This window comes from Streptomyces sp. NPDC048417, assembly GCF_040651615.1.
GTDB lineage: Bacteria > Actinomycetota > Actinomycetes > Streptomycetales > Streptomycetaceae > Streptomyces.
In genome coordinates, this window is record NZ_JBEZKI010000009.1 from 231695 (window position 1) to 244760 (window position 13066).

Here is a 13066-nt window from a genome sequence, read left to right on the forward strand (position 1 = left end):
GCCGCCGGTTCGGGTTCGTCCGCCGGCCCCGGCTCGGCCGCCGATTCCAGCTCGGCTGCCGTCCCCGGTTCGGCCGCTGCCCCCGGTTCGGCCGCCGGTTCCGGTGGCGCTGCCTCCGCTTCCCGGTCCGGCCGCGGCCCGCTGCCTGGCGACGGCCCAGGGCCCGGCGCCCGGCCCGGCAGTGATCTCGGCTGGCTGCTCGACGACCTGGTCGCCCGGACCGACCATGTCCGGCAGGCTGTGCTGCTCACCGCGGACGGGCTTCCGCTCAGCCACTCCGAGGGCATGCGGCGGCGGGACATCGAGCATCTCGCGGCCGTCTGCTCCGGCTTCCACAGCCTGGCCCGCTCGGCCGGAGACCGATTCGGCGCCGGAGAGGTGCGGCAGACCATGGTGATGCTCGACGACGCCTACCTCTTCGTGACCCCGGCCGGGCACGGCAGCCGGCTCGCCGTCCTCAGCGACGTCCGCACCGACGTCGGCCAGCTGGCCCACGAGATGGCCCTGCTCGTCCGCCGCCTCGGCCGCCACCTGGACGCGGCCGCCCGCTCGACCCCCTGACCCCGCGGTGAGCGACGAGTACTGGTACGAGGACGAGACCGGCTCGCTGGTCCGCCCCTACACCGTGACCCGTGGCCGTACCGAGCCGTCCGGACGGCACACCATCGACCTCATGTCCCAGGTCACGGCGGTGGACGCGGACCCGGCCGAGCCGGACGTCGACCATGCCCGCGCCGCCCTGCTCGCCCTCGTGCGGCGCGGTGCCCGCCCGGTCGTCGAACTCGCCGCGGACGCCGACCTGCCGCTCACCGTCGTACGCGTCCTGCTCGGTGACCTCGCCGAGGCCGGCCTGGTCCGCATCGACCGGCCGCGCCAGGTGGAACCGGCCGGTCAGGGCGCCGACCCCGCGCTGCTGAAGGAGATCATCGAGCGGCTGAGGGAGCTGTAGGGAGGACTCCGGCGCAACGAATCGCCGCCCGGCGCCTGTATCACGCAACGAACCGCTCGGCCACGCGCAACGGCTCCTCCTTGTCCGGCCCGGCCCGCCGACTTACCGTCTAAAGGGCCCCAGACCCCCTCCGTACCCGGTGAGGACCCGTATGCGCACCGCCCTGCTCCAGAGCTCCGGCCGTCCCGGCTCGACCGTCGAGAACCTCAAGGTGCTCGACGAGACCGCCGGCCGGGCCGCCGCCGCGGGCGCCGCGCTGCTCGTCGCCCCGGAGATGTTCCTGACCGGCTACGCGATCGGCGACGACATCGCCCGCCTCGCCGAGCCCGCCGACGGCGACAGCGCGGACGCGATCGCCGAGCTGGCCCACCGGCACGGCCTGGCGATCGCCTACGGCTACCCGGAGCGTGCCGGTGACGCCGTCCACAACTCCGCCCAGCTGATCTCCGCCGACGGCACCCGGCTCGCGAACTACCGCAAGTCCCACCTCTTCGGCGGCTTCGAGCGCGACCACTTCACCCCGGGCGACCAGCCGGTCGTCCAGGCGGAGCTGAACGGCCTCACCGTCGGGATCATGATCTGCTACGACGTGGAGTTCCCGGAGCCCGTCCGCGCCCACGCCCTGGCCGGCACCGACCTGCTGCTCGTCCCGACGGCGAACATGCACCCGTTCGAACTCGTCGCCGAGTCCCTGGTCCCGGTGCGGGCCTGGGAGAACCAGATGTACGTGGCCTACGCCAACCGCATCGGCCACGAAGGCGAGTTCGAGTTCTTCGGGCTCTCCGCGCTGGCCGGACCCGACGGGGTCGCCCGTGCCCGCGCAGGCCGCGGCGAGGAACTCCTCCTCGCCGACGTCGACCCCGCCCTCCTCGCCGCCTCCCGCGAGGCGAACCCGTATCTGAAGGACCGCCGCCCCGGCCTCTACGGGTCCCTGGTCTGACCTCCCCCCCCCCACCCCTCTTCTCGCACCTTTTCGCATGTCGCAAGGAGTCCGTACCCCATGACGTCCACCGTGCCCAACGCCGTCGAGCACGCAGACGAGCAGCAGCCGCCGATCACCATGTTCGGGCCGGACTTCCCGTACGCGTACGACGACTTCCTCGCGCACCCGGCGGGCCTCGGCCAGATACCGGCGACCGAGCACGGCACCGAGATCGCCGTCATCGGCGGTGGGCTGTCCGGCATCGTGGCCGCCTACGAGCTGATGAAGATGGGCCTGAAGCCGGTCGTGTACGAGGCCGACCGGATCGGCGGACGGCTGCGGACCGTCGGCTTCGAGGGCTGCGACCCCTCGTTGAGCGCCGAGATGGGCGCGATGCGCTTCCCGCCCTCCTCCACCGCCCTCCAGCACTACATCGACCTGGTGGGACTGGAGACCCGGCCCTTCCCCAACCCCCTGGCGGAGGCGACCCCTTCGACCGTCGTCGACCTCAAGGGCGAGTCGCACTACGCCGAGACGGCCGCCGACCTGCCGCAGGTCTACCGTGACGTCGCCGACGCCTGGAACAAGTGCCTCGAAGAGGGCGCCGACTTCTCCGACATGAACCGCGCCCTGCGCGAGCGGGACGTGCCGCGCATCCGCGAGATCTGGTCCCGGCTCGTCGAGAAGCTCGACAACCAGACCTTCTACGGCTTCCTCTGCGAGTCCGAGGCCTTCAGGTCCTTCCGGCACCGCGAGATCTTCGGTCAGGTCGGCTTCGGAACGGGCGGCTGGGACACGGACTTCCCGAACTCGATCCTGGAGATCCTGCGCGTCGTCTACACCGAGGCCGACGACCACCACCGCGGTATCGTCGGCGGCAGCCAGCAACTCCCGCTGCGGCTCTGGGAGCGCGAGCCGGAGAAGATCGTGCACTGGGCCTACGGCACCTCGCTCGCGACACTGCACGAGAACGGCGAGCCCCGCCCCGCCGTGACCCGGCTGCACCGCACCACCGGCAACCGGATCACGGTGACGGACGCCAACGGCGACATCCGCACCTACCAGGCGGCGATCTTCACCGCCCAGTCCTGGATGCTGCTGTCGAAGATCGCGTGCGACGACTCGCTCTTCCCGATCGACCACTGGACCGCCATCGAGCGCACCCACTACATGGAGTCCTCGAAGCTGTTCGTCCCCGTGGACCGGCCGTTCTGGCTGGACAAGGCCGTCGACGACAGGGGAAACCCGACCGGCCAGGACGTGATGTCGATGACGCTCACCGACCGCATGACGCGCGGCACCTACCTCCTCGACGACGGCCCGGACAAGCCCGCCGTCATCTGCCTCTCCTACACCTGGTGCGACGACAGCCTGAAGTGGCTGCCGCTGTCCGCGAACGAGCGGATGGAGGTCATGCTGAAGTCGCTCGGCGAGATCTATCCGAAGGTCGACATCAGGAAGCACATCATCGGCAACCCGGTGACCGTCTCCTGGGAGAACGAGCCCTACTTCATGGGCGCGTTCAAGGCCAACCTGCCCGGCCACTACCGCTACCAGCGGCGCCTGTTCACGCACTTCGTGCAGGACCGGCTGCCCGCGGACAAGCGGGGCATCTTCCTCGCCGGCGACGACATCTCCTGGACGGCGGGCTGGGCCGAGGGCGCCGTCCAGACCGCGCTGAACGCGGTCTGGGGCGTCATGCACCACTTCGGAGGCGAGACCGACCCGGCCAACCCGGGCCCCGGAGACGTCTACGACGAGATCGCGCCGGTCGAACTCCCCGAGGACTAGGGCGTGTTTCGAGTCGTGATCAAACTGTCTGCTTCGCCCGCCGCCTGTGCGACTCGCGTGAGAGCATCCGTCCATGAGCAGCGACCTGGAAGTGAGTGCTCTGGCGATCAACGTCACGATCCCGCAGGCTCTCCGCTGGACGGACACTCGACGTGGTGAAGAGTTCCAACTGACCACGCTCAACGTCCGGCTTCTCCCGGACGGTCACCTCGCCGCGAAAGCCTATGGCCGACCAGTCGGCGGTGGTCGGGGCGCATATGTCTCGTTCCCGGTCCCCGACGAACCAGAACTGGCAGCTCTGATTGTCGACGCGGCCAGCCGCGCCGGGACGTTGTGGGCCGCGCACAGCGGTCTCGGCTGAGCCTGGGCCGTGTCCGATGGGTCGCGTGACTCGCCTCGCGGTGGATCGTTTCGGTCGACGTGGGGCGGGGTGATCTCTCCGATGAGGAATGGGCTCGGCTGGAGCCGCATCTGCCACGGAGCGCGGGCCGGGGTGGCCGGTGGCATTGTCACCGCCGGGTGATCAACGGGATTCTGTTCCGGCAACGGACCGGTCGGTCACCGTCGCCTCGATCCGGCTGTGGCTGCGCACGTGAGATCCGCCCGCCTCTACTCCAGCATGCGTTCCGCACCATCCGGGACCCAGGGGAAGGGGACATCAGGCCACCGCGTGGCAGCCCACGCGTCGACATCGACGTCGAGAACGGCATCGATGAAGGCCTGAGGCGGGCAGTGGTCGTGGGCGGTGATGTAGTGCGTGATCAGGAACGGAGCAGCATAGGCAATCCCGGGCTCGCCCGGGATCCGCACCTCTCCGTTCCCCTCCGGAGCCACTCCCTCAGGACACAGGTCGCACTCGTGCACCCCCAGGCAGACGTTCATCCACTGGACCTGTTGAACAGCCTTCAGCTTCTCCACGAACGCCGTAGGGACGGTTCCTGTCGAGTGCCGTCTGCCGGCCTCCGACCACCCGATGTTCAGGCGGGTGTATTCCGGGCGGTACCAGAGTCCGTAGAAGCCTGACTCCCTGTCGATGAACGAATCATCATCCGGGTAGGCGTACTCGCTGAGATCGTCGTAGAACACCCGCACATCATCGCTGCGCTGCCAAGGCGAGGCCGCGCAATTCCACGACCCCTCGGACACGACCTGGTACCGCGACAGGCAACGTTCGCCGCGTCGCGACGCCCGACACGCGTTCTCGCCGCACCGGCCGAAAGCCCGAGTACATCCCGTACGAGGGCTTCCGTCCGGCACTCCCCCAGCCTCCGGCCGGGGGGACCCCCAGAGAACGCCCCGGACGCCGCTCCCGCACGGGCAGACGTTGCCTGCCGCGGCACTAGACCCCGGCCGCCCGAGCCTTCTCGTACACCTCCGCGGCGACGTCCTTGAGCTCCTGGACGTCCCGCGGAGTGGTCTGGAGGTCGACCAGGATCTCCTCCAGGCCGACCGCCGCGTGCGCCACCAGGTCCTCGACTATCTGGTCGGCGCTGCCCTGGAAGGGGCGGCGGTCGGTGCCGTCATAGGACTTGGCCGTGTACACGGCGTTGACCCGCACGACCGTCTGGATCGGGTCCGTGCGGCCGCGTTCGGCCGCCAGGTCCTGCAACTCCCGCCACTGGCCGGCCAGCTGCTCGGCGCCCATGCCCACCGGCAGCCAGCCGTCGGCGTGGTCGACCAGCCGCCGCTGGGCCTTCTTGTTGCCCGCGGCCAGCAGGATCGGGATCGGTCGGGCGGGTTTGGGACCGACCACGGCGGAGGCGATCTTCGTCAGCCGGCCGTCGTACTTCACCGGGTCCGGGCCCCACACCGCCCGGCACACCTCGATCAGTTCGTCGAGCACCCTGCCGCGCTCCTCGAATGGCCGGATGCCGGCGGCCGCGTACTCGTCGAGCGACCAGCCGGTGCCCAGGCCGGCGATCACCCGGCCGCCGCTCGCCGCGTCCAGCGAGGCCAGGGACTTGGCCAGTTGGAAGGGGACGTGCAGCGGCGCCACCAGCACGCTGCTGCCGAGCCGCGCCCGTTCGGTGGCCGCGGCGGCGAGGGCGAGCGTGACCAGGGGCTCGGCCACATCCCGGTACGAGTCCGGCCAGGGGAGGCCCGCGATGCCGTACAGGCCCTGGGTGGCGGGCTCCGGGAAGAGGGCCCGTTCGAAGACCCACAGGCTGTCGTAGCCGATCTCCTCGGCGGTGCGGGCCACGTCGGGAACGTCCGTGCCGAGGGAATACTGCCGCATCTGGGGGAGGCCGAGGCCTAGCCGCGTCGTCATTCCGGTGCTCCTTCGTGATCGGGTGCGGGCCGTCAACGTAAGGCGATCACAAAGGGATCCCGAAGCGGCTCGCGCGTCGATCGGATCAGGCCACGTCAGCCGCGCAGCGGGGTGAGCAGCATCCGGCCGGCCAGCCCCACGGCCGCGTCCAGCCGTTCGGTGAACTCCTCGGCCAGGTCCCCGAACCGGCGCAGCGCCCACAGCGCCCGCGCCGCCGACCAGGTGGCGTCCCGGGCCCGCTCCAGGCTCCAGGAACCGAGCAGATGGGTCAGCGGATCGGCGATCTGGAGCAGGTCGGGACCCGGCATCAGATCCTCGCGGATGCGCTCCTCCAACGAGACGAGGAGCTCGCCCACGCGGTCGAACTCGTCCTCCAGATCGGCCGGTTCGCAGCCGAGCGTACGACAGCTGTCCACCACGGCCAGCGCCAGGTCGTGCCCGATGTGGGCGTTGATGCCCGCGAGCGCGAACTGCAGCGGTCGTACACCGGGATGGCGGCGGAACTGGAACAGCGGCCGCCAGCAGGCCGGCGGACGGCGGTCGTCGGCGGCCGCGTCCACGGCGGCCAGGTACCGCTCCGCGAACCGTACGTCCAGCGTCGCGGCGGCTCTGGGGTCCCCGAACCGGCCGGCGTCCAGCCGCCGTTCGACCTCCTCCGTGACGGAGAGGTAGACACGGTTGAAGACCGCGATCCCGTCCCGCTCGGGCAGGGCCGCGTCCAGGGCGCGCATCCGGAAGACGACGGTGTCGACCGGAGCGGTGAGGTGTTCCGAGTGCGCCATGGGGGAAGGGTCCCAGCCCTAGGCTGGCGGGCGTGCCGACGGGCCCGGCGCATCCCCGGAACGGGGGACGGGCCCGTGGCGCGGGAGGGGGAGCACAGCGTGCCTGGCTCACATGCCCGGCCCAGCGGCGAGGGGAGGCGGGCGGTCGTGCTTGTCGTGGCCTCGGTCGTCGCCGCCGTGGGCACCGCGACCGGGATGCTCTCGGCGCTCGGCGAGGAGGGCGGCGGGGGAGCGGGTCAGGCCCGGCCGGCGGTGGTGCGCACGACCGTGGTGCGTACGACGGCGGTGCGTACGACGGGTTCGGTGCCACGGGACTCGGCGCCACGGGACTCGGTGCCACGGGAGACGGCGTCGTCCCGTACGCCGTCCGTCCCGAAGCCGTCACCGACTCCCCGGCGGACCACAGCGACCCCGGCCGCTCCCACGGTGCGCGGGCAGCAGGCGCCCCGCCTCTACCGCCACCCCGACTCCCAGGTCGCCGACTGGGTCCGCGCCCACCCGGACGATCCGCGCGCCGCCGTCATCGCGAACCGCATCGCCGGCCGGCCGGCCGCCGTGTGGTTCGCGGACTTCGCCCCGGCGACCATCACCTCCCGCGTCCGCGCCGTCACCTCGGCGGCCTTTGCGCAGGGCCGGGTCCCGGTGCTGGTGCCGTACGCGATCCCGGACCGGGACTGCGGCGGGGCCTCGCAGGGCGGGGCGCCGGATCTCGGCGCGTACGACGGCTGGATCGACGCCTTCGCGCGGGGGCTGGGCTCCGGCGAGGTGATCGTGATCCTGGAGCCGGACTCCATCGCCCAGTCCGGGTGCCTCTCGGCCACCCACCGTGCCGCCCGGTTCGCCTCGCTGGCCCGCGCCGGCCGGGTGCTGAAGGCGGCCGGCGCGAAGACCCGGGTCTACTATGACGCCGGGCACTCCGGCTGGAACCCGCCCGCCCGGCAGGCGGCCCTGCTCAGGCAGGCCGGAGCCAGGTCGGGCGACGGCGTCTTCAGCAACGTCTCCAACTTCCGGACCACCGCGGACGAGATCGCCTACGACCGCCGGGTCCTCGACGCCCTCGGCGGCCCGGCCGGGCTCGGCGCGGTGATCGACACCAGCCGCAACGGCAACGGCCCCCCGGCGAACGGCGCCTGGTGCGACCCGGCGGGGCGGCGGATCGGGCAGGCGCCCACGCTGCACACCGGTCAGGCGCGGATCGACGCCTACCTGTGGATCAAGCTGCCGGGGGAGTCCGACGGCTGCAAGGGCGCCGCCGGGACCTTCACCCCGTCGTACGCCTACGACTTGGCGTCGTCGGTGGTTCCACACGTCGGCCATCTGTTGCCCACGACGGCGCCGCACGCGTTCAATGCCATTGCCCGGGACTTCCTTCCCGGCGAATCCCAGCAGAGGCATTGAGTCGTGACGGTCCGAGACCGCTTCAAGCCGCGAGCGCCTGCGATCACGATCCGCCCGGCATGCCTCGGTCGTACCCCGGATTGCCCGGTTCAAGGAGCGGAGGCTCGTCCGTCATGTGGGCGGGAGCCAGGACGCGCAGGGCGTGGTAGCCGATGACGACGATCAGCGTTCCCAACGCGATGCCACTGAGCTGGAAGTTGGGCGTGAGGGTCAGGCTCACGTTGCCGATTCCGATGATGAGCCCCGAAGCCACCGGAACCAGGTGCAGGGGGTTGGAGAGGTCGACGCGGGAACGAACCCAGATCTGGGCGCCCAGCAGGCCGATCATGCCGTAGAGGATGACCGTGATGCCGCCGAGGACGCCGCCGGGAATGGCGGCCACAACGGCACCGAACTTGGGGCAGAGCCCGAACAGGATCGCGAAGGCGGCGGCGCACCAGTAGGCCGCGGTCGAGTAGACACGCGTGGCGGCCATGACACCGATGTTCTCGGCGTACGTGGTCGTGGCAGGGCCGCCCACGGACGTCGACAGCACCGTCGCCGTACCGTCGGCCATGATCGCCGTACCGAGCCTGTCGTCCAGTGGTTCACCGGTCATCTCACCCACAGCCTTGACGTGTCCCGCGTTCTCGGCGACGAGGGCGATGACGACGGGCAGGGCGACCACGACCGCCGAGAGGGAGAAGCTCGGGGCATGGAAAGTCGGAAGGCCGATCCAGTCCGCCTTGGGCACGCTCGAGAGGTCGAGACGCCAGTGGCCGACCGGCTTGGTGCCGCCGGCGGGGGAGTGGATCTTACCGAACGCGCGGTCGAAGACCCATGAGATGGCGTACCCGAAGGTCAGCCCGAGGAAGATCGCGATACGGGACCAGAAGCCGCGCAGTACCACAAGGGCGAAACCCGTGAACAGCATGGTCAGAAGCGCCGTCCACTGATCCTGGGGCCAGTAGGTGCCCGCGGTGACCGGAGCCAGGTTGAACCCGATCAGCATGACCACCGCGCCCGTGACCACGGGAGGCAGTACGGCGTGGATGACGCGGGCCCCGAGAGCGCGTACGACCGCCCCGCACAGGAAAAGGACCGCGCCGACGACCAGCAGCGCGCCGGTGAGCGTCGCCGCGTCACCCCCCTGTGCCTTGATGACGGCGGCCACACCGATGAACGACAGGCTGCTGCCCAGGTAGCTCGGAATATGGCCCCGGGTGATGAGCAGGAACAGGATGGTGGCCACGCCGGAGGCCATCACGGCAAGGTTGGGATCCAGACCCATCAGGATGGGGGCGACGAAGCAGGCGCCGATCATGGAGACCACATGCTGCGCGCCGAGACCGACAGTGCGCCCCCAGGCGAGTCGCTCGTCCGGTCTCACGACCTCACCCGGTGCGAGGCTCTTGCCGTCGCCGTGCAGCTTCCAGCCGAAGCCCGCCATGGTCTTGCTCCTTGATGTGCTGCCGGGTTGGTGCTGAGACCCGCCGGCCGTACCGGGGGCTCGACGACTAGCGGAACATGCGGTTCAGGTGCATGCCGACAGGACGGGCCGTGAGAGTGGGGATTCGTCCCGCGCCCTCGCGTTCTGCGGGGAAGCGCCGGTCTTCGCGCTCATCAGGGGTTCTGGGGCGCCACGAAGGACGCACCGGACATCGCGACCACGTGCTGGGCGCCGAGCCCGACCGTGCGGGGCCAGGAGAGCCGTTCGCCGGGGCGTACCACCGCTCCGGGCGCGGGCGTGCGCCCGTCACCGTGCACTTTCCGGCGCACGCCGAGATCCATGGTGGGGGATCGCCTTCTTCGAAGAGCTGTGAAGACGGTTTCGTACGTGAAGACGGTCCGAACCATTGTCATGGCCACCTGGCGGTCCTACGCTCGCACGGTCCCACTCGTGAACCAAGTTCACATACCTGATTACCGGCTGCTTCCTGTCTGATCGGAGTGCTCGATGAGTGGAAGATCCCGCGCGGCCGTCGTCCTGACGGCACTGGCGGCCATCGGGGCCGTCCTCGTCCCCTCCGCCCATGCGACCGCGAGGGCGCCGAAGGCCCCCGACACCGCCGTGCTCGACGGCGCTCGCCTCCAGCGGACCAAGGCTGACCTCGACCACGGCGACCCCCAACTCCGCCGCGCCGTCAAGGACCTGACGACCCGCGCCGACGCCTGGCTGGACCAGGGCCCCTGGACGGTCGTCGACAAACCGAAGCCCGCGCCCGGTGGTGACGTCCACGACTACCTGAGCCAGGCCCCCTACTGGTGGCCCACCACCACACCCACCGCCGACAACCCGTGGGGCTGCCCCTACGTCCAGCGCGACGGCCAGCGCAATCCCGAGGTCGACACCGGCACCGATCGCCAGGACGTGGAGAAGGTCTTCGACTCGACCTACGACCTCTCCCTGGCCTGGTACTACACGGGCAAGCAGCAGTACGCGCAGAAGGCCGGACAGGTCCTGCGCACCTGGTTCCTCGACCCGGCGACCCGGATGAACCCGAACCTCGACCACGCCCAGTTCATCCCGTGCAAGTACGACGGCCGGGCCATCGGCATCATCGACTTCTCCCAGTCGTACACGAGCGTGGTCGACGCCCTCGCGATCCTCGCCACCGGCGCACCCGGCTGGAGCGCCGACGACCGCGCCGGGATGCGCAGTTGGAACACGGACTTCCGTGACTGGCTGAAGAACAGCGCCTTCGGCAAGGAGGAGGGCGCCGCCGCCAACAACCACGGCACCTTCTACGACATGCAGCTCGCCGCCCTCGCCTACGCGACCGGCGACAAGGCACTGGCGAAGAAGACCGTGCTGGACGCGCGGGCCAGGCGGATCGACCCGCAGATCGCGGCCGACGGAAGCCAGCCGCAGGAGCTGGCCCGGACCAGGAGCTGGCACTACTCGACCTTCGACCTGGTCGCCTACACCCGGCTCGCGGCCATCGGCCGGCATGTCGGGGTGGACCTCTGGACCTACCGGGGGCCGGACGGGCAGAGCCTGTTCAAGGCCGTGGACTATCTGCTGCCCGCCGCGACCGGGGCCACCGCCTGGCCCTATCCCGAGCTGGAGTTCTACCGCTACGCGGCGTCCGACGTCGTCCACGCGGCGGCCGACGCCGGCGACAAGGCGGCCCAGCGGGCGGTACGACAGCTGGAGGCCCCGCCCGGCGGTGACCTCTGGGCACTGCGGCCGGCCGCCGAGCAGCTCGACTCGATCGCGGGCTGAGGCCGCCGGTAGGGCTCCTGAGCGCTCGCTTAGACTGGCGTCAGCTGAAGGTCAGCGCAATGTCAGCAACGCCCAGGAGCCCCACCCGTGACCGCCGAAGCCCCGACCGCCCCCGCCCTGTCCCACGGCCGGCTGATCCCCGTCACCGTCCACTTCGACGACCTGGACGCGCTCGGGCTGCTCCACAACGCCCGCTACCCGGTGATGGTCGAGCGGGCCTGGGCCGAGCTCTGGCAGGGGCACGGCTTCGCCTTCGAGGGCGACTGGGCCGCGGCCGAGGACGCCTGCAACGCGGTCCGGGAACTCCGGATCGGCTACGAGGCGCCGGTCACCCGCCCGGGCACCTACGCCGTCCATCTGTGGCTGGAACGGCTCGGCAACACCGGCCTGACCTACGGCTTCCGGTTCTGCTCGGCGGACGGCGCGACCACCTACGCGCACGGCACCCGGGTCCTGGTCCGGCTGGACGCGGCCACCCTGCGCCCCACGCCGTGGAGCGAGCGGTTCAGGGCCGCGGGCCGGGAACTGCTGCGGCCGGCGGGCTGACCTCCGCCCGCGCTCCGCGCTCCCCGGGCCGCAGCACACCCGCGAACGCCACCAGGCCGCAGGTGAGCGCCGTGACCACACCGAACGACACCACCAGGCTGGTCGCCTGGGCCACCCCGCCGATCAGGCTGGGCGCGATCAGCCCCGAGGTGTAGGTGATCGTCGCCACGCCGGCGATGGCCTGACTGGGGTTCGGCCCGGCGTGCCCGGCCGCCGCGAAGCACAGCGGTACGACGACCGCGATGCCGAGGCCCATCAGCGCGAAACCGGTCATCGCCACCGCCGGATGCCCGGCGAGGACGATCAGCAGCCCGCCGAGCGCGGCCAGCACACCCCCGGCGCGCACGGTGCGGACGGTGCCGAAGCGGTTCACCACCGCGTCCCCGCTGATCCGGGCGATCGCCATGGTCAGCATGAACCCCGTGGTGGTGGCCGCCGCGAGCCCGGCCGAACTGTCCATCCGGTCCCGCAGGAACACCGCCGACCAGTCCAGGCTCGCCCCCTCCGCGAACACCGCGCAGAAGCCGACCGTGCCGATCAGCAGCGCCGACCGGGGCGGCAGCGCGAACCGCGGCGGCGGCTCCTCGTCCTCGCCGGGCTGCACGTCCAGCACCCAGCCGGCCGCCAGTACACCGAGCGCGGTGAGGGCCGCGGCGGCCAGCGCGAAGTGCAGCCGGGCGTCCGAGCCGAGGTGTGCGGCGAGGGTGCCCGCCGCCGAGCCGATCAGGGCGCCTGCGCTCCACATGCCGTGCAGCCCCGACATGATCGACCTGCCGAGCAGCCGCTCGACCTCCACGCCGAGCGCGTTCATCGCGACGTCGGCCATGCCCGCGCTGGCGCCGTACACGAACATCGCCAGGCAGAGCGTGTACAGGTTCGGCGCGAGCGACGGCAGGACCAGTGAGAGCGTCCACATCGCGATCAGTCCGCGCAGCGCCGTACGGCTGCCGAAGCGGTGGCTGATCCGGCCCGCCAGCGGCATCGAGCACGAGGCACCGAACGCGGTGAAGGCGAGCGCGAAGCCGAGCTGGCCGGCGCTCAGGCCGGCATGGTCCTGGATCCAGGGCACCCGGGTCGCGAACGAGCCGGTGACGGCACCGTGCACGGTGAAGACGGCCGCGACGGCGTACCGCGCGCGTTTCACCTCGTGCTGCTCGTAGCCCGCGTCTCTCATGGCTTTCATGGTCCTGCCCCTCCCCGGGCG

The 13066-nt window shown here is 71.2% G+C and carries 13 protein-coding genes and 2 pseudogenes; 9 read left to right on the forward strand and 6 right to left on the reverse strand.

Features of this window, described 5'->3' with window-relative positions:
• Window positions 1-141: 141 nt before the first annotated feature.
• The 6 genes and pseudogenes from AB0D59_RS16730 to AB0D59_RS16755 form a co-directional block, all read left to right on the forward strand.
• Entirely contained in the window at window positions 142-561 is a 420-nt protein-coding gene (locus AB0D59_RS16730) for a roadblock/LC7 domain-containing protein (protein WP_362565548.1), read from the forward strand.
• A 7-nt stretch (window positions 562-568) separates the two neighbouring features.
• The gene (locus AB0D59_RS16735) at window positions 569-949 is read left to right on the forward strand and encodes a DUF742 domain-containing protein (protein WP_362565401.1); all 381 of its coding nucleotides are present in this window, start codon (window positions 569-571) and stop codon (window positions 947-949) included.
• A gap of 151 nt (window positions 950-1100) precedes the next feature.
• Window positions 1101-1889, forward strand: a complete 789-nt coding sequence (locus AB0D59_RS16740; RefSeq protein ID WP_362565403.1) for a carbon-nitrogen hydrolase family protein — start codon at window positions 1101-1103, stop codon at window positions 1887-1889.
• 60 nt (window positions 1890-1949) lie between these two features.
• Window positions 1950-3662: an NAD(P)/FAD-dependent oxidoreductase gene (locus AB0D59_RS16745; RefSeq protein ID WP_362565404.1), complete on the forward strand. Its 1713-nt coding sequence runs from the start codon at window positions 1950-1952 to the stop codon at window positions 3660-3662.
• A gap of 73 nt (window positions 3663-3735) precedes the next feature.
• Window positions 3736-4023 (forward strand): hypothetical protein, encoded by a 288-nt coding sequence (locus tag AB0D59_RS16750; RefSeq protein WP_362565405.1) that lies wholly within the window; start codon window positions 3736-3738, stop codon window positions 4021-4023.
• A gap of 59 nt (window positions 4024-4082) precedes the next feature.
• Window positions 4083-4217 (forward strand): annotated as a pseudogene (locus AB0D59_RS16755) (transposase); the annotation flags it as partial.
• 54 nt (window positions 4218-4271) lie between these two features.
• Here the strand turns inward: AB0D59_RS16755 and AB0D59_RS16760 are convergent.
• The 3 genes from AB0D59_RS16760 to AB0D59_RS16770 all read right to left on the reverse strand — a co-directional run bounded on the left by AB0D59_RS16760 (window position 4272) and on the right by AB0D59_RS16770 (window position 6713).
• A complete protein-coding gene (locus AB0D59_RS16760) occupies window positions 4272-4748 on the reverse strand; it encodes a hypothetical protein (protein ID WP_362565407.1) in 477 nt (158 codons plus the stop codon).
• 253 nt (window positions 4749-5001) lie between these two features.
• On the reverse strand, window positions 5002-5931 hold the full coding sequence (locus AB0D59_RS16765) for an LLM class F420-dependent oxidoreductase (RefSeq protein WP_362565409.1): 930 nt from the start codon (window positions 5929-5931) through the stop codon (window positions 5002-5004).
• A gap of 95 nt (window positions 5932-6026) precedes the next feature.
• Window positions 6027-6713, reverse strand: a complete 687-nt coding sequence (locus AB0D59_RS16770) for a DUF5995 family protein (protein WP_362565411.1) — start codon at window positions 6711-6713, stop codon at window positions 6027-6029.
• Between the two features lie 147 nt (window positions 6714-6860).
• Here AB0D59_RS16770 and AB0D59_RS16775 point away from each other — a divergent pair, with 147 nt between their 5' ends.
• Entirely contained in the window at window positions 6861-8111 is a 1251-nt protein-coding gene (locus AB0D59_RS16775) for a glycoside hydrolase family 6 protein (RefSeq protein WP_362565550.1), read from the forward strand.
• A gap of 43 nt (window positions 8112-8154) precedes the next feature.
• On the opposite strand, the gene AB0D59_RS16780 is transcribed toward AB0D59_RS16775, so the two are convergent.
• Together AB0D59_RS16780 and AB0D59_RS16785 are read right to left on the reverse strand one after the other, a co-directional pair.
• Window positions 8155-9540 (reverse strand): solute carrier family 23 protein, encoded by a 1386-nt coding sequence (locus AB0D59_RS16780; protein ID WP_362565413.1) that lies wholly within the window; start codon window positions 9538-9540, stop codon window positions 8155-8157.
• A gap of 185 nt (window positions 9541-9725) precedes the next feature.
• Window positions 9726-9881, reverse strand: a pseudogene (locus AB0D59_RS16785) (nitrate reductase); the annotation flags it as partial.
• A gap of 166 nt (window positions 9882-10047) precedes the next feature.
• On the opposite strand from AB0D59_RS16785, the gene AB0D59_RS16790 reads away from it, so the two are divergent.
• Window positions 10048-11316: an alginate lyase family protein gene (locus tag AB0D59_RS16790; RefSeq protein WP_362565415.1), complete on the forward strand. Its 1269-nt coding sequence runs from the start codon at window positions 10048-10050 to the stop codon at window positions 11314-11316.
• A gap of 87 nt (window positions 11317-11403) precedes the next feature.
• Complete coding sequence (locus AB0D59_RS16795) at window positions 11404-11862, forward strand: hotdog domain-containing protein (RefSeq protein ID WP_362565417.1); 459 nt, start codon at window positions 11404-11406, stop codon at window positions 11860-11862.
• Here the strand turns inward: AB0D59_RS16795 and AB0D59_RS16800 are convergent.
• Window positions 11822-13036 carry an MFS transporter gene (locus tag AB0D59_RS16800; protein WP_362565552.1) on the reverse strand — a complete coding sequence of 405 codons (1215 nt, stop codon included), beginning with the start codon at window positions 13034-13036 and terminating at the stop codon, window positions 11822-11824. The two genes, AB0D59_RS16795 and AB0D59_RS16800, sit on opposite strands and share 41 nt — an antisense overlap.
• Window positions 13037-13066: the final 30 nt, after the last annotated feature.